The sequence below is a fragment of the Paenibacillus sp. FW126-R14 genome (genome assembly GCF_058789495.1).
Window position 1 is genome coordinate 267,658 of sequence record NZ_JBYTBS010000002.1, and the last position, 18,769, is coordinate 286,426.

The following is an 18,769-nucleotide window of genomic DNA, read 5'->3' on the forward strand; positions in this document are numbered from 1 at the left end:
TTGAGCGGATACGGATCTTACAATGCCTATTCTCTCCTGCATGCGTTCAAGCTTGAAGAGCAAAGCGGTTCGTCGCCTTCCGCACAAGCCCGAAACACGGAAACAAATGACACCTCCCTCACCTTGCGCACTCTGCGGATTAGCGTGCTTCGGCGTTTGACATGGGCCATCCCCGGCGATTCGGCCAAATACCATTCCTCCTGTGCCAAGCTCCCGGATAACCCGGGGATGCCGTACACCTGCATCCGTTCGTGTTCAGCATCCGCCTCGTTCCATTTCCACTCCAGCATGCGAGGAGCATCCGGCAAACAATTTAGTCTGCGGATTTCCTTCAAATACGAGTATCCGTCGGATTCGGACAACCCCGCAGAAGAAACAGGTTCATACCCAATGGACATTTGAAGAACCGGAACGCCGGGGGTATGAAATACGTAATCCACATCCTCCTCACGGTCGCAAATCACCCTGCATTCATCAATGAACAGACCGTTCGCAAGCGTTATGATTCTCTCCAAGCGTACTCCTTCATAGGCGTCTGCAACCTCCACGCCTATTCGAACAGAACCGTTTCTTGCATCCTTCGTCACTTCCCGCAGAACCCCATTAGAAGGACTCTGTGAGCGGCCTCCGACAACGATGGTATTATGAGCGATCGTTTGCCGGAACCACGCATCGTGCAGAGGGTGGCTGTACCCCAACATGCCGGCGTCCGTCAGCCAGCAGCGGCCTCCCGCATAATAAATCACGTTCAGTTTGTCGAAGTGGCCGTGCCAACCGCCGTGCTCTCCATAATCGACTAGCGCCGCTTGCGCCGAAGGTCCTTGTCCAATTGTCGTATAAAGCATGCCCGGCTTATTCAAGTTGACCACATGAATATCCTGAATGACCGCCTCGATGGCAAACTCCTCCGACTCCAGAATGTCTCTGCCATAAAGCAGACTGTTCAGAGAACATCGTTCCGAGTGCTGAAGGATGTCTTCCCCTAAGCCGTACTCCGCATAAGCGAATTCATATAAATCGGCATACTGCCTCAGGTCGGTTTCCATTGAATCATGAACGGCTGGAAACGTATAGTCCGGTAAATGAGCTTCAAGGGGGATACGAAACATGAGCTGAAATTTCCTGTCCTCGCTGAGCGGTACGTCGAACGCAGCTGCAGCGTGGACTGTCGCGATCAAGGCGCTCAACGTATAGAAATGGTATCCCCACGATCCTTCAAACCAAAAGCCTTCTTGTCCCACACTTTGTTCCATTTGAAAATGAAATCCATGGCAAGGATCGTTTAGCGCCGACTCGAACAATTCCCTGTCGCCAAGAGCTTCGGCGATCACAGCCTTTGCTGCATTGTGGTAGCTCTGCCAGTTCGACTCCCCGCGCGGATTTCGATCGATCACGGCAATCGCAGGCCGAAACAGCCTCAACTCGATGCCGGACATCTCCGCATCCGTCCACATTTGGCAGGACTTAAGTATCGTGAAAGCTTGAGCAAGCGGAATCACCCACATCGCTTCGCTAAGCGTCTGATTTTGCACCCTTGCCCCGTATCTTCCCGCTTCGCTGCCCCTTTTACCAAAAATATCATGCAAATCATAAGCAGCGTAATGTTGCGCATAAAACAATATCACCCGCTTTGCCCACTCGGCATAGGCGGTCTCATCGGTTGCTGCGTACAGCAGAGCAGCGGTCAGAGCACGATTGCTGCATGCTGCATGTTCCTCAGCAATAACGACCTCGTCATATGGCGAGCCGCTTACCTCTTCCTGACAGAGCGGGCACTTATGGAGGACAGGCGTGACCGTCTGAAGATGAGTTCCGTCAGCCGGGCAGACATAGGCATGACCCCAGCCTCCTCCCGTGAGCGGAATAACCGGAGAAGATTCGACGACCGATTTCATCTGTCTCATCTGATAAGCAAGTGCCTTCCGCACGGTTGTTTCGGTTCGAATGCGCGAACGAAATTGTTCCAGCCACGCTGCTGAGTGCAACGGATACATATACGTGAACCTCCATTCAAAGGGTTTCCGGATTCGCAGGACCACTCAACTGATGATGGGACAGCTTATACGCCTTCGGACTCATGCCGACCATTCTTTTAAATATTTTATTGAAATGACGGTAATTTTCCATCCCAACCTGTTCGGCAATTTGAAATGTTCGGAGATCGGTTGTCAGCAGCATGCGTTTGGCGGCCTGTACCCTCATCGTCATCATATATTGGGTGTACGTTTGCCCTGTCGTTTTCTTAAACAAAGAACTGAGATAAGGAATGCTGTATCCTACTTTCGCAGCCATGTCTTCCAAGGATATCGATACCGACAAATCAGCCCTCAGCTGTCCGATTACATTCAACATGATCGCATTGACAGGACTTCCCTGATCATAGCCCTCTTCCGCTATGCCGGTGTCGGTATTCCGCCCGTTTGCTTGCATGTTTTGCCGTTCGTCTTTCCGCCTGCAAATTCGCGGAATGAAGTTTTTGAGCGTGTCGGCGAGCAGGTTCTCTTGGAGCAGGCAATCTTCCTTAATCAAGTAGGAAGAGGCGCCTAATTCAATGGCCTTTTGAGCAAAATGGAAATCTTTGTGGCAAGATAAAATAATCGTCTCCGGCATATCCGGTTGCAGCTGTTTCAACGCTTCAAGCATTTCAATTCCGCTCATCACCGGCATCGTTATATCCGTAATCAGAAAATGAGGTTGATATTGTTTGAACAGCTCAAGCCCTCTTCTTCCGTTGACAGCCTCTCCTACAAGCTCAAACCATTCCTTCTCTTGGGCAATCATGTGTTTGAATACATCGCGGGCCGGTTTCTCATCCTCAACGATCAATACCTTATATGGAGCTCTCATGCGAGTATTCCTCCTTAGCGAATTCCAAGCGATGCCTTGGAATAAGGATGGACACGATCGTCCCTTCTCCTTGAGCATTGCTTTCAATTCGAAATTGGGTTTGCTCCCCGAACAGCAGTCTGACGCGTTCTGATACATTTTTAATTCCGATACTTTTTCCACGATCTTCGTGCTGAATATACCGTCGCAGCTGTTCTAAGCGATCCGGCTCCAAACCTAATCCATCATCTTCAATTTGCAGCATGACCGTTTCTTCCGTGAGCGGAACCGCTCGAACAACGATCGTACCTTGATCGGCTTCTTTGCCGAAAATACCGTGAAACAGTGAATTTTCGATCAAGGGCTGTAATAGAAGCTTCGGAATTAGCATGCCTTTCAATTGCTCGTCAATTTCCGTTCGTACAATAATTTGGCAGTCATACCTCAATTGCAGCATGGCGATATAATCGGTTATGTAATGAAGCTCCCCGGAAAGAGGGACAAGCTGTGCATAGTTTTCCATCGAGTAGCGCAGCATGGAAATGAGTCTGTGCAGCATGCTTCTGATTTTGTTGTAATCCTTCATCATGGCGAACATGGTGATTGTATTTAATGTGTTGTATAAGAAATGAGGATTGATTTGGGCCTGCAGCGCCGTTATTTCACTGCGTCGCTTCAGCTCTTCCGAATGCTGTAAATTTTCCATCAGCGTATTAAGGCGAAAGGCCATATTATTCAGCATCATCCCCAGCTCGCCAATCTCATTTTTCGGATAATCCGAATACGAATTGGAAAAGTTGCCCTGCTGGATCGATCTCATATGCCGTTTGAGCCGCTGAAGCGGCCGATACAGATTATAACCGATCACGAGTGAACCGATCAGTCCAAAAAGCATAAGCATCATTAACAAGATCAATGCCGTTCTCGTAATAAACCGCGCACTCTCCGACAATTGAGCAACCGGTATTTCCGAAATGACACTCCACTTATGAAAGTTGCCGGACTGTTTAATCGAGAACAGGGAGTGATCAACGACGAACTGTTCGCTATGGTTGCTTTCGTTCCAGCCCTCTATGGCCTGTTCGATCCGCTTGGAAATGTCTGCTGAAGAGGCCGTGCTGGTCGTGGCAATGACTTTGTTCTCGCTCGTAACGATATATACGGCTCCGTCAGGACCCAGATTGATGTTATGAATCGCCTTTTGTAAAGCTTGCTTCGGCAGCGTAATGATTAACATCCCTCTGTAGCCTGTCCCGTTGGAATAGGTGAGCTTTCGCATAAAGAAGCTGTTGTCGGCTAGAAAAGTATTCCCCGTGCCGGGCGCATCGATTAATTGAAATGCCTTGTTTGATTCTTCCGCAGAGCGGATAAGCTCCTCATAACGTGATTGCGCTAAGGGAACTATCGAATCCGTTGTCGAAATGACTTCACCGGAATCGACAGAATAAATGCTTATATCCGCAATATCCCCGATCGTCGTTTTTCCCGTATCCAACGTTCTCAGCAATTCCTGCATCTGAATCACGTAGTCGAAGTAGCTGTCCTTCGCATTCAAAGCGTTGGTGATGACCGGCGAAAGTCCGTACTGGTTGCTTAATTGTTGAATACGCACCATCGTATTATCGATTTGTTCGTTCAACTGGTTAACGACCTGAAAATTCAGCGCGTTCACTTTAGCCATCACCGTTTGGTTCGAAACATGTACCGTGACATAGGCAAATATAGATAAGGGAATAGCGGAAACCAGAAAAAGGATGAAAATAACTTTAACAAAAAAACTTCTTCTAATAAAACGCAGAAATGAGACTCTCATTGTATAATCGCGGCCTTTCCCATCATCCGAGAGAGGATATCCATGCTCTCTTGGAGTCTATTTTAGCACATGGCGGACAAGGCCATACATGATCATTCTGCTCGTTCGCTTTAGGCAAGCGAACCGGCAAACTCAGCCAGTTCAATCGATTTCCCCTGATTCAAGCGGGAGTGTTCCGCTGCAAACGCCATCAGATGACTCCGAACGGAGGCAGCTGCGGACGTCAAGCTTTCCTCTCCATTATAATCGCGCACTTCTTGTAAAAAGCTGCGGACGATCCCGCTGTCGCCCCCGCCATGCCCGCTTGTTTGCTTCGGAAGCTTAATCTCCGTCCTCTCATGCGTAACAAAATCCATCAGCACAATGTTATCGTCCTCTCCGCGAATTTCACCGCGAGTGCCCATGATTTGAATACGCCGCTCCTGATCGCGGGTAAAACCGCTCATGCTGAATATAGCGGTAGCGCCGCTCGCAAATTCCATATTCACAACTTGGTGATCGACGACGTTATTATCGCATTTATACACACATCGACCGTACCCCGTCTCCTTCAAGCCTTGGACAATGCTTTCCCGGGATAAGTCTGCCGCAAAATGCCTTGCCCAAGCTTTGCTCTCGCCCAAATAAAAGCGAGGCGCCGAATACGGACATGCCGCTTCAACGGCGCAGCCATCAATACAATATTCGGCCGAGCCTTCCGGCGCATTGCCGGAATGAAAATGCAGCAGTGACCCGTACGAGCTGACTCGTACACACGGCTCCTCCATCAGCCAAGACAACACATCCATATCATGGCACGATTTGGCCAAGATCATCGGACTCGACACATTCGAATTGTTCCAGTTGCCGCGAACGAAGCTGTGCGCCATATGCCAATAGCCGACATTCTCATTGAGCTGGATGGAGGCCACTTGCCCGATGCGTCCTTCTGTAATAAGCCGCTTAATAGCCGACCAGAACGGCGTGTAGCGAAGAACGTGGCAAATCGTAAGCAGCCGGTTATTTTCTTTAGCGGCTTGCTCCATAGCGATGCATTCCTTGGGATCGGGTGACATCGGCTTTTCCAACAGCACATGGTACTTGCTGCGCAAAGCCGTCATCGTCGGATGGTAATGCATCCGGTCCTGCGTGCAAATCACAGCGATATCGGCCAGCTGCGGCTGTTCAAGCAGCTGCTCCCACGAAGCATAGCACCGCTCCGGCGGGATACCGTGCTCCTGTGCGAATTGCGCCAAGCGGTTCGGGTCCGGCTCCGCTGCGGCGACAAACTTTAATTCATGCGGATAGTCCAGTGCGTAAGGCGCATAACTGCGCGAGCCCCTGGCTCCCGCTCCGATTAAGATGGCTGTTAGCTGTTTCATCCAATAAATCCTCCTTGCTTTCTCTCGGTAGATAATACCATTGTCATTTTGTTTACCAATACAGCTTCCAATCTCTGGTTGCCCGGACAAGCGCTTCAAAGTAAAAATAATCGCCCCACAGGCAGCATTCGTCTACTCCTGCATGTAAGGGCTTGCTGTATACGCCATGCAGCAGCAAGCCATTGGATTCCGGCGTGTTCACGGTCGAATAATTGTCGATCAAAGATAAAAGAATGGAGCTTGCCGCATTCTCATAGATAGCTTTATAGGGATCCGCTGCGGATAAATGCTTGTTCAGTTCCATCATGCCGCACACGGCAATCGCCGCAGCCGAGCTGTCGCGCCATTCGGAACCGCTCGTAAAGATCAAGTCCCAGTAGCAAACATAGTCGTTCGGCAGCCGGTTAATGAAATAATTCACCGTTTTTTTCGTTAGAACGATAAGTTCAGGATCTTGCGTGTAGATATAGTTCAGCGGAAACCCGTAGACAGCCCAAGCCTGACCGCGCGACCAGCAGGAATCGTCCGAAAATCCTTGAGCGGTCTTGCCGTAAAGCGGAGCGCCGGAATCGACATCCATATAATATGTATGAAAGCTGGACGCATCCTCACGAATCAAATATGCTGCAGCTTGTTTGACATGCGAGGCCGCCGCATCGAAATAAGCCTGGTCGTGCGTTATTTCCGCCGCCCAATACAGCAGCGGCAGATTCAGCAGGCAATCGATAATCATCCGTCCCCGCTGCTTCGGATTGCTCAAGCTTCCCCAAGCTTGAATAATTCCCGCCTGATCCAAATAGCGGGTCATGAGCAAATCCGCCGCACGAAGGGCCGTTTGCTTCGCTTCCTCATTACCGGTCAGTTTGTACGCAGCCACGCAGGATAAGGAATATAAAAAGCCTAAATCATGCGTTTCGGTACCGATTTGCTCATCTGCGCGCTTTTTGAAGGAGTTTAATTGAATTTCGGCGGCACGACGGTACTTCTCATCGCCTGTAACTTCATAAGCGAGCCACAGCATCCCTGTCCAGAAGCCGGGCGTCCACTCGTAATTATCTGCCGGTGTATATCTCAGATTTGTGCTGACGATATCGGGAAATTGGTCTGTGAATACCTCCAAATTACCGTCGATCTGCTTCAATACATGCCTGATAGCCGCATCGCATTGGTCTTTGGTTAACTGTGACGGGATTCTGAACCGATCTGTATTCCGTATACCTTCATCCTTCACATGCTTCATAGTTAAAATCTCCTTCGTTTTTACAAAGCCTGGTTAAAATATATGGAGAATCACCCCGATCACAGGGCAATTCTCCATTTGGCAAGCACACTCATTTCTTGATTGCGTTATATTGCTCCATATATTCTTTGCCTGCAGCTTCTCCGTAGTTTTTTACCCAGTTGTTAATTTCCGTTTTCACCTCATCGATGGTGCTTTCGCCAATGACATATTTCAGCGCAGCCGTGGAAACCTTCTTCAAATGATCGGTATTTTTCGTAAGGGTAGGAGACGTCATTCCGCCGAACGGATTCGTTATCCCGATAGTCTCGAAGCTGTCCGTGTAGGCTTTCATCTTCGCCCGCACGGGGTCGGTCGCATCCGATGCCACATAGTAATAAGGATCGTAACGATTGTCGAGTACCCAAACAGCCGGAGTCTCGGACTGGAACAGCTTAGCCTGATCGGCTGTACGCTCTACCTTGCCGTCTTTATAGCTGGTGGAATGCTGGCCGATAATGCCTGCTTTGCTGAACGCATAGTTTTCCTCGCTTGCACAAAAATCAAGGAAATCAACGAGTTTCTGAACTTTCTCCTTTGGCGTGCTGGATGGAATTACCCATAATCCCCAGAGACCGGCAGCTTTGCCGATGCCGCCTTTGCCATCGGGACCTTTCAAGAGCGGCAGCATGTCCACTTCCGCTTTGGCATCCACTTTTCGAATTTTGTCCAGCGGAGAGTTCGGAGCATCGCTTAATTCACCGACATGATTGGCTTTTACGCCGGCGATGCCTTGTGTCCATTTTTCAACAGCTTGCTGGGACTTTAGGACGGTTGCGTTCTTCTCGATCAGCCCGCTGTTCCAAGCGCTCTTTAACCATTCTAAATATTTGATATAGCCCTCCGATTGAATCGCAAACTTCGGTACTCCGTTATCGATCGTCCAAGCATTCGGCATCCCGAAGGCATATTGAACGGAGGCCAGCCAATCGAAGACGACATAGGTGTTTGTCGCATATGTAAGGAGAGGGATCGTTTTTCCTCCCCCGGCAGGATCTTTTTCCTTGAATGTTTTTAACACTTGGGTGAGTTCTTCCACCGTTTCCGGCTTTTTCAAGCTATAGGCATCCAGCCAGTCTTTGCGGTACAGGAATGCTCCTTGGGCGCTGTACAACTGCCTTGGTCTCGGAATCCCGTAAACCTTGTTATCTACTTTCGTTTGAGACCAAGTAATCTCTGGAATCAGGTTTAAGTTTTTCTTATCTTTCATATAAGGCGTAAGATCATAGAATGCCCCTTGCTTTACATAGTTCGTGAATACGGCGTCTTTGCCGTTATCGAACAGAATCAGATCGTATTGCGCCGAATCGGCCATCGCGATGCTGATTTTATCCTTATAGATGTCTTCCGGGACAAGTTCCAACTCCAGTTGAACGTTGCCGCGCTTCTCGAGATCTTCCTTCGCCTTGTTCCCCTTCAGCACCGGAGGCTCTCCGTTATAAATGAGCATCGCTTTGATTTTCAGTGGTTCTTTGTTCGCGCTGGCAGCCGGTCCTTGTTTTTCTTCGCCTTTACCGCAAGCAGCCAGAAGGCTCATTGTCATCACAACAGCAAGCGAAGCGTACAACGTTTTTTTCATTTTCACACCTTACCACCCTCTCTAAAGTTCAACGATAATAACTCACATGCAAGCTTTCCCCTTGATGATCCGAACCTTTCTTCTTCACCTCCTATGTGAAGTTCACGCTTTATTCTTTTATGGATCCAATCATAGCACCCTGGGCAAAATGCTTTTGCAAAAACGGATACACCACCACAATCGGTATCATGGAGATGATGATTGCGGCCATTTTAATCGTATCGCCCAATTGCGCCGCCGACTTTTCACTCATACTAAACTCATTGTTAATATTGGATGTGCCGACGACAATCATCTGACGCAGCAGAACCTGCACAGTCCACATGCTGCTCTTGCTCAAATAAATAACAGCGCCGAAAAATTCGTTCCAGTGGCCGACCATGAACATGAGTCCGAACGTAGCCATAATCGGCATGGATAACGGGAGCACCAGCGACCATAAAATCCGAATTTCGCCCGCTCCGTCCATTCGCGCAGCTTCTTCCAAGCTCTCCGGCAAGCCTTGGAAAAAAGTTTTCATCACCATAATCGTAAAAGCGTTGGTAGCGCCAGGCAGTATAAGCGCCCAGTATGAATTCAGCATGCCCAGCGATTTAACCAGCAAATAGTTCGGAATGATTCCGGCGCTGAACAGCATCGTGAAGAAGATCAGCAGCATCATCGCCCGGCGGCCCGGTAAAAACTTTTTGGACAATGCATAAGCCAGCGTTACCGAGAAAAGTAGATTTACGAAAGTGCCCAGCACGGTAACGTAAACAGAATTGCCTATCGCGTTAACGAACCTGCTGGTAGACATCAAGTATTTATAGCCTTCCAGCGAAAACTCCTTAGGGATAAGAAAGAAGTCGCCGCCGATCGACTCCCCTCCCCCGCTGAAGGATACAGCCAAAATGTATATGAATGGAACGATAATCAGCAAACTAAAGACAAGCATAAGGAAGCCAATCACGACATCAAACATTTGAAAACGCATTCTCATTAGCATTAAAAAACACCGTCTTCCCCTGCTTTTTTGGCGAAATGATTGCTAAGCAGCACTAGAATAAGCCCTATGATAGAGTTGAACAATCCGGCAGCAACGCCGTAACTGAAATGCGACTCCGTTAAACCTACCCTGTAAACGTACAGATCAATGACATCGGATACCTCTTGGTTGAGCGGGTTTGTCATGAGGAACACTTGCATGAAATTCGAATCCATGAGATGTCCGAGACGAATCACCAGCAAAATAATAATGGTGCTCTTAATGCCCGGCAGCGTAATGTGCCAAATTCTCCGCCATCGCCCGGCACCGTCCATCGTCGCCGCTTCGTAGAGCTCCGGGTTGACGCCGGCGATTGCCGCCAGGAATATGATCGTGCCCCAACCCGCATCCTTCCATATGCTTTGAAATACGGCCAGTGAGCGGAACCATTCCGTGCCCGTCATAAAAGCTAATTCCTTACCGATCATGGGAGCTAAATAATGGTTGATCACACCGGAAGGTCCGAAGAAAATAAACGTGATTCCTACGACAACAACCCATGAAAGAAAGTGCGGCAAGTAGACGACGGTTTGAATAATTTTCTTGAAAGCTGCCGAGCGCAGTTCGCTTAGCATAATCGCCAAAAGTATGACGAACGGGAAATAAAAAAGCAAATTGAACAAACTCAACAGCAGCGTGTTCCGTAACAGAACGAAAAAGGATTCGTTCGAGAAAAACTCGCGAAATTGTTGCAAACCTACCCATGGGCTTTTACTAAAACCAAGAAACGGACTGTAGTCTTGGAATGCAAGCAGCACTCCCCACATTGGAAAATACTTAAACACGATGAAATATAGCATTCCGGGAGCCGCCAACAAATAAAACCATACGTATTTTTTTATTTTTTTTTGTAACGAAGAGCGCCGTGTTTGGGAATAACGGCTCTCAAGTTGTTTCAGTGCGCCGGTCTCCAGCTTATCGAGCTGACTCAAACTCATGCTTGGTGTGCCCCCTCAGAAGGATTCTATACATTTTGCAACTTCGAAAAGGAAGCGCTTACGTTTGAATTTAATGTTACACAAATGAGGTCCGAAGTTACATGTCCTCTTTTAATGGAAGTGTATCCTTAATTAAGATTCTCACCGGTCATGGTCTAAGAGCGCGCAAATATATCTCAAATAAATCCGCGATATGCGGATTGCGCACCTAACATCTATCTTTCACATAAAAATAAAGGAGTAACTCTTATGATCTTTTAAAATGAGGAGAAGTCCATGATCGTAATCGAAGGTACCAGCAAAGTCTCCTTTGGAGAAGGTACGTTGTCCGAGTTGGAATTAGCGATTTATGAAAAGAAACAAAACAGCTCTGCGGAGTATCGGTATGATTCGGTGGATACGCTGCTGTTTGAACTGTACATGCGGACGCAAATCATGGAGGCCTCAAAAGCGCTGAGTGCAAGCGGCGTCTATTTTGCGGATTTCAAACACTCTATGTGCAACCCGGCCTATTGGCATATTACAGATCAGGGCAAGTTCCAGTTGAAAAGCGGCGTTGCGCCGCAAGACGCGGTGCGGGACATATTCACGAACGGAACCTCTTATGCTTTCGAATGCTCCATGGCCGTCGTAGTTGTTTTATACAAAGCCATATTAGAATCCATAGATTCCAGCCATTTCGATATGCTGACATCGGATCTTTTATTATTTGATTACCATTCCAACAACAATTTGCACCTTATCCAACGGATCGATAATGAGGAAGCCGTGACGGGCGATGTCCTTTATTTTGAAAATCCCGAGTATGAACCTATGGTTCCCTGGGGTAAAGGGGAAAATGTCGTCATGATGGAAAACGATCACTTTTTTGGACATGGCTATGGCCTGGGAATCGCATCGAAGGATATTGTTATTAAGGTCCTGAACAAGCAGAGAATCCCGGGCAGCACACAATCTGCCTATTTGGCGGATCGTTATGTGCATCCGGACTTCTCCTACTTTGCGCTCTTCCAATGCCGGAATCGGGATAAACCCATTGTTGCGAAAGTAGGGGACTGGACCTATGTCCGCAAATGCCGGATTCATTAACAAAAAAGTTTGTTGCGCCCAATTTGAATAGACATGTGCCCTATTTTCCAATTCCTGCATAGGATGATGTATGCCTATACCGAAAGGGGAAAAAAACATGACACAACGCAATGCAATAACGGAGGCTAACCTCACGAATTATCAAACGGCAACAAGAACGGAGACTCTCCTTCCAGCTCAACAAGCTCCGGCATTTACGGGAGATAATCTCCCTATTTATCAGCAGCCTTCCGCGGCTCCCGTAGCACCTGGTGTCCAGTATCCTGTTCAGCCACAACACGCCTATCATGCCCAACAAGTTGCTTATCACCCAGTACATCATGCTCATCATCACGCTTATCATCATGGTTATCATCATCCTGTGCATCACCACGCTTATCACCCTGTACATCAGCTTGGTTACCATCCTATGCACATCTATGCTTATCATCCAGTACATCACCATGCCTATCATCCTATGCATCATCATGCCCACCACCCTATGCATCACCATGCCTACCATGCTCAACAGCACCACGCTCATCATGCACAGCACCCGCACCACCATGTTCAACATGCTCATCATGTTCCGGATCCGCAATAGCCTTTTACCGCTTCCATATCTTCCAACCGATTGGCCGCAATTCCAAAAAAGACCCGGACACAAGTGTGTCCAGGTCTTTTTCACGTCTTCTTAGGCTCCAAAACAACATCCAACTGCCCCTTCAACCGTTCCGATATGCCGGGTCTGAGCGCCAAGTACGGACCTGCATCCGTGAGATGTACACTTACCAATCCCGCCATGCGGAGAGTCATGAGATGATGGTGTACATTTCCTTTAGCGCCGCCGACCTCCTTCGTTATTTCTGTGAAAGAGCGTCTTTTTTCGGAAAGCAGCTGTAAGATATCCAGACGCTTCTCATCCGACAGCGCTTTGGCTGTTGCGGAAACCGTGAAAGTCGTGGGTGCTTCGATGGCAATTGGGTACAACACATAAATCTTGTCCAAAGATACAACAAAAGTATGCAGCGGCCGAAAGTGATAAGCGGGTATCAAGCATACTTTCTTTACCTGGCTTAGCTCAATGCGCATACCGGTCACAAACGTTTCCACGACATCCTCTGGTTTCATGCCGGCCTTAAGGGCTTCCTCGATTTGTAACGCCCCTTCTTTGATCCCTTCCATGCCCTTCCACTGTGACATATATTGTTCCTGCCAAGCGGAAAGAAGGTCGACAAAACGATCGCGTTCTTCGCCCAAATGAAGCCAGACAGGCGTTTTGCTGCCAGCCATATAGGCGGCCAAGCGTTCGTACAAATCTCCGACAGAAAGAGTGCTTATCCAGTCCAGAAATGCCTTCATGGAGGAGCTGTCCGGGCACTGATCTACAAGAACGGTGAGCAAATCAACAAATGTCAGTTCCTCAACGGCTTCCAACTTTTCTAAAAAATCAGGCTTCAAAACCTGCTTAACCTGTTCGATCCACTCAGGACCGGCATACAGGTATTTGATGTTCTGTCTTCTTTTATACAAAAGAAAGCTAAGCAAGCATTCATGTACCGGCGAGAAATCCGTCTCTATCTGATAAGACATGAGATGATCTTGAACCTCCTTCTAACCATTCTTTTACTCAGAATACCACAATCGGCAAACAGATCATAATGGTTTCGAATAAAACGAATAGCGGAATTAGTTACTATTATAAATAACTTAAAATATAGTTCTTGTTTTATTGAACTAATGGTGTTACTTTATTGTTAGACCATGATTCTAACAGAAAGAGGAAAACGCCAATGAAGACAAATCCTTTCATCGACCTTTTCAAAAACAAGAACTATGCACGGCTCTTCGCGGCACAGCTGACCTCCCAAATCGGATCGGTAACGGGCTTAACCGCATTCGCCTTCTACATGCTGGAGCACTTCAGCTCGCAGCCGGCTTACGCAACGATTACCGAAATGATGTACTCGCTGCCGACACTTGCTATCTTTTTCTTGACCGGTGTGGCCGCGGATCGCTTCGATAGGCAAAAAATTGCCGTAAACTGCGATATGATCAACATCGGTTTGAGTCTCGCCTTGCTCGGCGCGATTGCCTGGGGGTGGATGCCTCTCGTGTTTGCCCTATTGTTCCTTCGAAGCGCAGTAAGCAAAATGTTTCACCCCGCCAATGCGGCCTTGGTACGGGGAGTACTTCAACCAGAACAGATTCCTTCGGCTATGGGCATGAATCAGATGCTGATGAGCGCTTTCATCCTCTTAGGCACAAGCTTAGGCGCAGTATGCTACTGGCGTTTAGGGATACTCGCTTCCGTGGCGATTGATATGCTAAGTTTCTCCATATCGGCCGTATTCATTGCACGCTGCCGGATCCCTTTGGAAGTCAGGCTGCCGAACGGTCCCTCGTCTTGGCAATCATTTAAGTTAAAGCAGATTGGCAGCGACTTTAAGGAAGGATTGCGTTATGTCCGCCACAACCCCATTGTGCTGGCTCTCTTAACCGGCATCCTCATTCTTGGCCTTGCCAACGGCGGAGGCAGCGTCATGTACCTGTTCAACCTGAAATATAAGCTCGCTCCCGACACTTACGAGTCACTGCAAATCGGCATGACCGCCATTCTCGGAGCCGGCATGATTGCGGGCAGCCTGATATCCGTTCGTCTGGCCAAAAAAATGCCGCTTCATCAAATGATCATCCTCAGTTTCTTTTTGGGCGCGGCCGTACACGTCCTGCAAGCGGTCGTCACACAACTAGTCCCCTTCATGGCTCTTTATCTGGTGTTTGCGTTATCCGTTCCGCTTTGCAATGTAGCCTTCTTCGGGTGGCTTGCCCAAGTCACCGAGCCAAAGATGATGGGCAGAGTCCAAGCGCTTATTCAACCGCTTATGATGATTACATTTACGGCTATGCAAGGCCTGATCGCTTTGGCATTCCCGAAACAGCTTTCATTGGAAGCGATTTACTACACGGTTGGAGCCGCTGAATTCGTATTAGCGCTGTATTATCTGCTGCTGCTTCCTTCTCTGGCCCAGCAGCATGCTTTGAAGAAGATGAAATCCCTTGCTTCTTAAAAACGCAAAAATGACACTCTAAATTGCTTAGAGTGTCATTTAAGATGCAGTTCATATGATTATTGAGCTTGTACGATCTCTCTACCTTTATATGAACCGCAGTTTTTGCAAACATGATGTGCTTTCTTCAATTCTGCACATTGTTCACACTTCACCATTCCTGGCACAGCCAGTTTAAAGTGAGTACGGCGCTTATCGCGACGTGTTTTGGACGTTCTCCTTTGAGGAACAGCCATGGTCAAAACACCTCCTGTTACTTGCATAAATCAACAAAAGCTATCATAGCTTTATCCCGGCACTTTGTCAATGCCTATTCTGTGAAACCGCGAAACCCTTTTAACAATAATTTAATATTCAGGAGCCGTTTTCGCGGGCAAATGATAACATTCTGCTTACAAATGCACCTTACACTTGAGTTATCTTATTGTGACGGAGGCATTCAATATGACAACCAAAATAGTTCTTGCATTTGCCTGTCTGCTGTTCCTGTCTGCTTTAGGCGTTAATGCAACAGAGAATGAGAGCTACATTGTTCGTCCATATTCACCTGATCATTATGATTCAACCAAACAATTCGAATATGAATTCGAGTGGCAGCATGGTAAAATCACCGCCAATCCTTAACACGATAGAGCAATCTTAAGTTCTTGGATATACGCCGCTCCCAGCTTTGAAAGCGAGACATTTCGATGTGAAATCCAACCCACATGAATGCTTTCTTCGCAATCCAGGGGGACGGGAATGATCTCATTCCCATTCAAATCGGCGCTTAAGACTCCCGTTGATATGGTATAACCATTTAACCCGATTAGCAAATTAAAGAGTGTCGCCCTGTCATTCACGCGAATGCTTTTTTTGTGCATCATCGTGCTGAGAATTTCCTCTGAGAAGTGAAAGGAATTGTACTCGCCTTGATCAAAGGATAAATACGGGTAGTCCTGAAGCTGATCGATCGTCACGATGGATTGTTTGGCAAGCGGGTTGTTAATACTGATGAAAATATGGGGCTTGGCGGTTATCAAGCTGTTAAATTGCAAGTTAGCCTCCTTTAGCAGCTTATTGATGACTTTCCCATTAAACTCATTCAGATACAAAATCCCGATCTCACTGCGTAAATTTTTGACATCTTCAATGATTTCATGCGTCTTGGTCTCGCGCAGCGCTAAATCATACTCATCATGGCCGTACGCACGAACCAAATTGACAAAGGCATTGACGGCAAACGCATAATGCTGCGTCGAAACCGAGAAATGCTGCGGAGAAGGCTTCGCATTCAGATACCGGCTTTCCAGCAGTTCCGCCTGTTCGACAACCTGCCGCGCATAGCTTAGAAATTCAATCCCTTCTTTCGAAAGGGAGATCCCTTTATTGGATCGTTCGAATATCGCAAGGTCCAGTTCTTCTTCCAGATCCCTGATCGCGTTCGAAAGGCTGGGCTGGGAAATAAACAGCCGTTTGGCAGCCTCATTGATGGAGCCGCGATTCGCGACCTCTATCACATATTTTAATTGTTGCAACGTCAACGCGATCCCCCCTCATCCTGTTATCCCCAGTTTACTATATCCTCTTGAAAAATACTCAACAAACGATTATGATAAACATATTAATACCGACCCGTTTACTGAGATTAATTGAGAGGTGCTGGTAAATTCTATGTTCGATCGTTGCCCGGCTTGTCAAACAGAAGTACGTCCCGGACAGTTTACTTGCATGCAGTGCAGTCATGAGCTTAAGCCGAACGGCATCCAGCTTGATGCCCTTACGTATTGGGACTCCTCCAAAACTAAGCGAACTTTTAAATACACCGCAACCATCCTTCTAGGCGTATCCCTCACGGTCATTTTCCATCATATCGTCCCCTCTGTCATTGGATTGGGCGCCGCTGCCGTTATGTACCTTAGAGACTACAAATAACATAAGCGTTCTACAGAGCCGGGGAGACCGGTTTTTTTGCGTTTCAACGATATAATTTGGCATTATGCGCATCATAAGAAAGAGTGATTTGCCCATTTGGCAAGCTGGCGTATATGATGAGGGTGCTATCAACGATCTACTAAGGAGATGCACTTTACTATGAAATGGTTTCGATCTTATGGCCCCGGTCTGCTCCTTGTGCTCGTCCTTGCAGCGGCAGCTCAGTGGATAGGAAATCTAATTCCGCTTGTAGGCGGACCGGTTTTTGGCATCGTGTTTGGCATCATTCTCAATCATACTTACGGGAAACCCGCAAAATCACTGCAAGGAATCCTTTTTACTTCGAAAAAAGTGCTCCAATGGGCCATCATTTGTCTAGGTGCCGGACTGAGCTTATCCCAAGTTTGGAAAACAGGGCTGGAATCCCTCTCTGTCATGCTTTTTTCACTAAGCGCTGCCTTCTTGGCCGCTTACGGGATCGGCAGATTGATGGGGGTGCCGCTCAAACTGCAGAGCTTAATCGGCGTCGGAACCGCGATCTGCGGCGGATCGGCCATCGCTGCCGTATCCCCTATTCTCGAAGCCAAAGAGGATGAAATCGCTTACTCCATCTCAACGATTTTTTTGTTCAATGTCGTGGCCGTCCTCGTGTTTCCGGCACTCGGCCACGCTCTCGGGCTAACCCAGAAAGGCTTTGGCTTATGGGCTGGAACGGCCATTAACGATACGTCATCCGTTGTGGCGGCCGGCTATATTTTCGGCAATGATGCAGGAACTTATGCAACGATCGTGAAGCTCACCCGAACAACGATGATCATTCCGATCTCCCTCTTGTTTACCGTGATCATGGCCGTGAATAAAAAAAGGGAAGCAGCCGAATCAGGGACACCGTCTCAGTTTCAATTCATGACGATTTTCCCATGGTTCATCATCTGGTTTCTCATTGCTTCATTCCTTTATACGATTGGTGTCATCCCCACTGGAATCCAGCCGTATATCGGCGATATCGGCAAGTTCATGATCGTCATGGCGCTTACCGCCATTGGCTTGAACGCGGATTTTCGGAAAATGATCCGAACGGGCTACAAACCCATTTTGCTTGGACTGATCGTTTGGATCGTTGTTGCCGTCGTGAGTTTAATCGTTCAGTATTCAACGGGAAATGTGTAAACAAAGCGCAGTGCGCGGGAGAAACGGCCAATTTTGTCCTAACCGGCATGATCAAGCAATGGGGCTGCGTATACTGAACAGAAAGGTTGATGTTGTTGTTTACATCCGAAGGAGGTCATGGCGATGATCGTGGCGGAAGAGATTTACCGGTCGTATGGGATGAATAAGGAAGCATTCATTGCATTCATGAAAGAAAGAAGCCGGGACACGGCCATTCATGCGCTGGGCATTGAAATTGTGGAGCTTAGGCTTGATCGCGTCGTGATGACGATGCCTGTCGGACCTTCCTCGCGCCAGCCTGCAGGGATTTTGCATGGCGGAGCTTCCGTTCTGCTGGCTGAAACCGCTGCCTCAATCGCGTCGGAAATCAATATCGATCCAAACAGCTATGCGGCAGTCGGACTCGAAATTAACGCTAACCACCTCAAAAGTAAACGGGACGGCATCGTAACCGCTGTGGCAACCCCGCTGCACAAAGGCCGGAAAACGATGGTTTGGGACATCAAAATTTCCGATGAAAATCAACAATTCATCTGCATCTCGCGCTGCACGGTGGCCATTATTGAAAAAAGACAATAAATGAGGAAACCTCCCGCTATTTGCGCCGAGTTCGTGAGAATTTACGAAATCCGGTCCAATTAACGGGAGGTTTTCAGGCTGTCGAGAAAGTCTCGGCAGCCTTTATTTAAACACTTTTAATTCAATACATTACCGCGTTAATTTGTT

18 protein-coding genes are annotated in these 18,769 nt (G+C 47.9%); 7 read left to right on the top strand and 11 right to left on the bottom strand.

Annotated elements, in window-relative coordinates; translation table 11 throughout:
• Window positions 1-26: 26 nt before the first annotated feature.
• The 8 genes from AC3WRW_RS02490 to AC3WRW_RS02525 all read right to left on the bottom strand — a co-directional run bounded on the left by AC3WRW_RS02490 (window position 27) and on the right by AC3WRW_RS02525 (window position 10,820).
• A complete protein-coding gene (locus AC3WRW_RS02490; protein ID WP_492544658.1) occupies window positions 27-1,994 on the bottom strand; it encodes a heparinase II/III domain-containing protein in 1,968 nt (655 codons plus the stop codon).
• Between the two features lie 16 nt (window positions 1,995-2,010).
• Window positions 2,011-2,847, bottom strand: coding sequence for a response regulator transcription factor (locus AC3WRW_RS02495; protein WP_492544660.1), 837 nt, complete (start codon window positions 2,845-2,847; stop codon window positions 2,011-2,013).
• Window positions 2,831-4,639, bottom strand: coding sequence for a cache domain-containing sensor histidine kinase (locus AC3WRW_RS02500; RefSeq protein WP_492544662.1), 1,809 nt, complete (start codon window positions 4,637-4,639; stop codon window positions 2,831-2,833). The genes AC3WRW_RS02495 and AC3WRW_RS02500 overlap by 17 nt, the downstream gene beginning before the upstream one ends.
• Window positions 4,640-4,749: 110 nt before the next feature.
• On the bottom strand, window positions 4,750-6,000 hold the full coding sequence (locus tag AC3WRW_RS02505) for a Gfo/Idh/MocA family protein (protein WP_492544664.1): 1,251 nt from the start codon (window positions 5,998-6,000) through the stop codon (window positions 4,750-4,752).
• 52 nt (window positions 6,001-6,052) lie between these two features.
• A complete protein-coding gene (locus AC3WRW_RS02510; protein ID WP_492544665.1) occupies window positions 6,053-7,240 on the bottom strand; it encodes a glycoside hydrolase family 88 protein in 1,188 nt (395 codons plus the stop codon).
• Window positions 7,241-7,331: 91 nt separating this feature from the next.
• Window positions 7,332-8,858: a type 2 periplasmic-binding domain-containing protein gene (locus AC3WRW_RS02515; RefSeq protein ID WP_492544667.1), complete on the bottom strand. Its 1,527-nt coding sequence runs from the start codon at window positions 8,856-8,858 to the stop codon at window positions 7,332-7,334.
• 109 nt (window positions 8,859-8,967) lie between these two features.
• A complete protein-coding gene (locus tag AC3WRW_RS02520) occupies window positions 8,968-9,837 on the bottom strand; it encodes a carbohydrate ABC transporter permease (protein ID WP_492544668.1) in 870 nt (289 codons plus the stop codon).
• A 5-nt stretch (window positions 9,838-9,842) separates the two neighbouring features.
• Entirely contained in the window at window positions 9,843-10,820 is a 978-nt protein-coding gene (locus AC3WRW_RS02525; protein ID WP_492544669.1) for an ABC transporter permease, read from the bottom strand.
• 276 nt (window positions 10,821-11,096) lie between these two features.
• Here AC3WRW_RS02525 and AC3WRW_RS02530 point away from each other — a divergent pair, with 276 nt between their 5' ends.
• Window positions 11,097-11,909, top strand: a complete 813-nt coding sequence (locus tag AC3WRW_RS02530) for a protein-glutamine gamma-glutamyltransferase (protein ID WP_492544670.1) — start codon at window positions 11,097-11,099, stop codon at window positions 11,907-11,909.
• Between the two features lie 287 nt (window positions 11,910-12,196).
• Window positions 12,197-12,586 carry a hypothetical protein gene (locus AC3WRW_RS02535; protein WP_492544672.1) on the top strand — a complete coding sequence of 130 codons (390 nt, stop codon included), beginning with the start codon at window positions 12,197-12,199 and terminating at the stop codon, window positions 12,584-12,586.
• Here the strand turns inward: AC3WRW_RS02535 and AC3WRW_RS02540 are convergent.
• The gene (locus AC3WRW_RS02540; RefSeq protein WP_492544673.1) at window positions 12,573-13,481 is read right to left on the bottom strand and encodes a winged helix-turn-helix domain-containing protein; all 909 of its coding nucleotides are present in this window, start codon (window positions 13,479-13,481) and stop codon (window positions 12,573-12,575) included. The two genes, AC3WRW_RS02535 and AC3WRW_RS02540, sit on opposite strands and share 14 nt — an antisense overlap.
• Before the next feature lie 200 nt (window positions 13,482-13,681).
• Between AC3WRW_RS02540 and AC3WRW_RS02545 the strand changes: the two genes are divergently transcribed.
• The gene (locus AC3WRW_RS02545) at window positions 13,682-14,959 is read left to right on the top strand and encodes an MFS transporter (protein ID WP_492544674.1); all 1,278 of its coding nucleotides are present in this window, start codon (window positions 13,682-13,684) and stop codon (window positions 14,957-14,959) included.
• A gap of 59 nt (window positions 14,960-15,018) precedes the next feature.
• Here the strand turns inward: AC3WRW_RS02545 and rpmF are convergent, their stop codons facing one another.
• Window positions 15,019-15,195, bottom strand: coding sequence for a 50S ribosomal protein L32 (gene rpmF / locus AC3WRW_RS02550; protein ID WP_047680282.1), 177 nt, complete (start codon window positions 15,193-15,195; stop codon window positions 15,019-15,021).
• Between the two features lie 208 nt (window positions 15,196-15,403).
• Here rpmF and AC3WRW_RS02555 point away from each other — a divergent pair, with 208 nt between their 5' ends.
• Complete coding sequence (locus AC3WRW_RS02555; protein WP_492544675.1) at window positions 15,404-15,583, top strand: hypothetical protein; 180 nt, start codon at window positions 15,404-15,406, stop codon at window positions 15,581-15,583.
• Here AC3WRW_RS02555 and AC3WRW_RS02560 read toward each other — a convergent pair.
• Window positions 15,580-16,482: a LysR family transcriptional regulator gene (locus AC3WRW_RS02560; RefSeq protein WP_492544676.1), complete on the bottom strand. Its 903-nt coding sequence runs from the start codon at window positions 16,480-16,482 to the stop codon at window positions 15,580-15,582. The two genes, AC3WRW_RS02555 and AC3WRW_RS02560, sit on opposite strands and share 4 nt — an antisense overlap.
• Window positions 16,483-16,612: 130 nt before the next feature.
• Between AC3WRW_RS02560 and AC3WRW_RS02565 the strand changes: the two genes are divergently transcribed.
• The 3 genes from AC3WRW_RS02565 to AC3WRW_RS02575 all read left to right on the top strand — a co-directional run bounded on the left by AC3WRW_RS02565 (window position 16,613) and on the right by AC3WRW_RS02575 (window position 18,622).
• On the top strand, window positions 16,613-16,873 hold the full coding sequence (locus AC3WRW_RS02565; protein WP_492544677.1) for a hypothetical protein: 261 nt from the start codon (window positions 16,613-16,615) through the stop codon (window positions 16,871-16,873).
• Window positions 16,874-17,032: 159 nt separating this feature from the next.
• The gene (locus AC3WRW_RS02570) at window positions 17,033-18,043 is read left to right on the top strand and encodes a YeiH family protein (RefSeq protein WP_492544679.1); all 1,011 of its coding nucleotides are present in this window, start codon (window positions 17,033-17,035) and stop codon (window positions 18,041-18,043) included.
• 123 nt (window positions 18,044-18,166) lie between these two features.
• The gene (locus AC3WRW_RS02575; protein ID WP_492544680.1) at window positions 18,167-18,622 is read left to right on the top strand and encodes a hotdog fold thioesterase; all 456 of its coding nucleotides are present in this window, start codon (window positions 18,167-18,169) and stop codon (window positions 18,620-18,622) included.
• Window positions 18,623-18,769 lie beyond the last annotated feature (147 nt).

Excerpts from the sequence above, each read along its gene's own strand:
- AC3WRW_RS02520 (WP_492544668.1), bottom strand. The coding sequence starts at position 9,837 with ATGAGAATGCGTTTTCAAATGTTTGATGTCGTGATTGGCTTCCTTATG.
- AC3WRW_RS02490 (WP_492544658.1), bottom strand. The coding sequence starts at position 1,994 with ATGTATCCGTTGCACTCAGCAGCGTGGCTGGAACAATTTCGTTCGCGC.
- AC3WRW_RS02515 (WP_492544667.1), bottom strand. The coding sequence starts at position 8,858 with ATGAAAAAAACGTTGTACGCTTCGCTTGCTGTTGTGATGACAATGAGC.
- AC3WRW_RS02495 (WP_492544660.1), bottom strand. The coding sequence starts at position 2,847 with ATGAGAGCTCCATATAAGGTATTGATCGTTGAGGATGAGAAACCGGCC.
- AC3WRW_RS02575 (WP_492544680.1), top strand. The coding sequence starts at position 18,167 with ATGATCGTGGCGGAAGAGATTTACCGGTCGTATGGGATGAATAAGGAA.
- AC3WRW_RS02570 (WP_492544679.1), top strand. The coding sequence starts at position 17,033 with ATGAAATGGTTTCGATCTTATGGCCCCGGTCTGCTCCTTGTGCTCGTC.
- AC3WRW_RS02555 (WP_492544675.1), top strand. The coding sequence starts at position 15,404 with ATGACAACCAAAATAGTTCTTGCATTTGCCTGTCTGCTGTTCCTGTCT.
- AC3WRW_RS02530 (WP_492544670.1), top strand. The coding sequence starts at position 11,097 with ATGATCGTAATCGAAGGTACCAGCAAAGTCTCCTTTGGAGAAGGTACG.
- AC3WRW_RS02510 (WP_492544665.1), bottom strand. The coding sequence starts at position 7,240 with ATGAAGCATGTGAAGGATGAAGGTATACGGAATACAGATCGGTTCAGA.
- AC3WRW_RS02525 (WP_492544669.1), bottom strand. The coding sequence starts at position 10,820 with ATGAGTTTGAGTCAGCTCGATAAGCTGGAGACCGGCGCACTGAAACAA.
- AC3WRW_RS02540 (WP_492544673.1), bottom strand. The coding sequence starts at position 13,481 with ATGTCTTATCAGATAGAGACGGATTTCTCGCCGGTACATGAATGCTTG.
- AC3WRW_RS02500 (WP_492544662.1), bottom strand. The coding sequence starts at position 4,639 with ATGAGAGTCTCATTTCTGCGTTTTATTAGAAGAAGTTTTTTTGTTAAA.
- AC3WRW_RS02565 (WP_492544677.1), top strand. The coding sequence starts at position 16,613 with ATGTTCGATCGTTGCCCGGCTTGTCAAACAGAAGTACGTCCCGGACAG.
- rpmF (WP_047680282.1), bottom strand. The coding sequence starts at position 15,195 with ATGGCTGTTCCTCAAAGGAGAACGTCCAAAACACGTCGCGATAAGCGC.
- AC3WRW_RS02545 (WP_492544674.1), top strand. The coding sequence starts at position 13,682 with ATGAAGACAAATCCTTTCATCGACCTTTTCAAAAACAAGAACTATGCA.
- AC3WRW_RS02535 (WP_492544672.1), top strand. The coding sequence starts at position 12,197 with ATGCCCAACAAGTTGCTTATCACCCAGTACATCATGCTCATCATCACG.
- AC3WRW_RS02505 (WP_492544664.1), bottom strand. The coding sequence starts at position 6,000 with ATGAAACAGCTAACAGCCATCTTAATCGGAGCGGGAGCCAGGGGCTCG.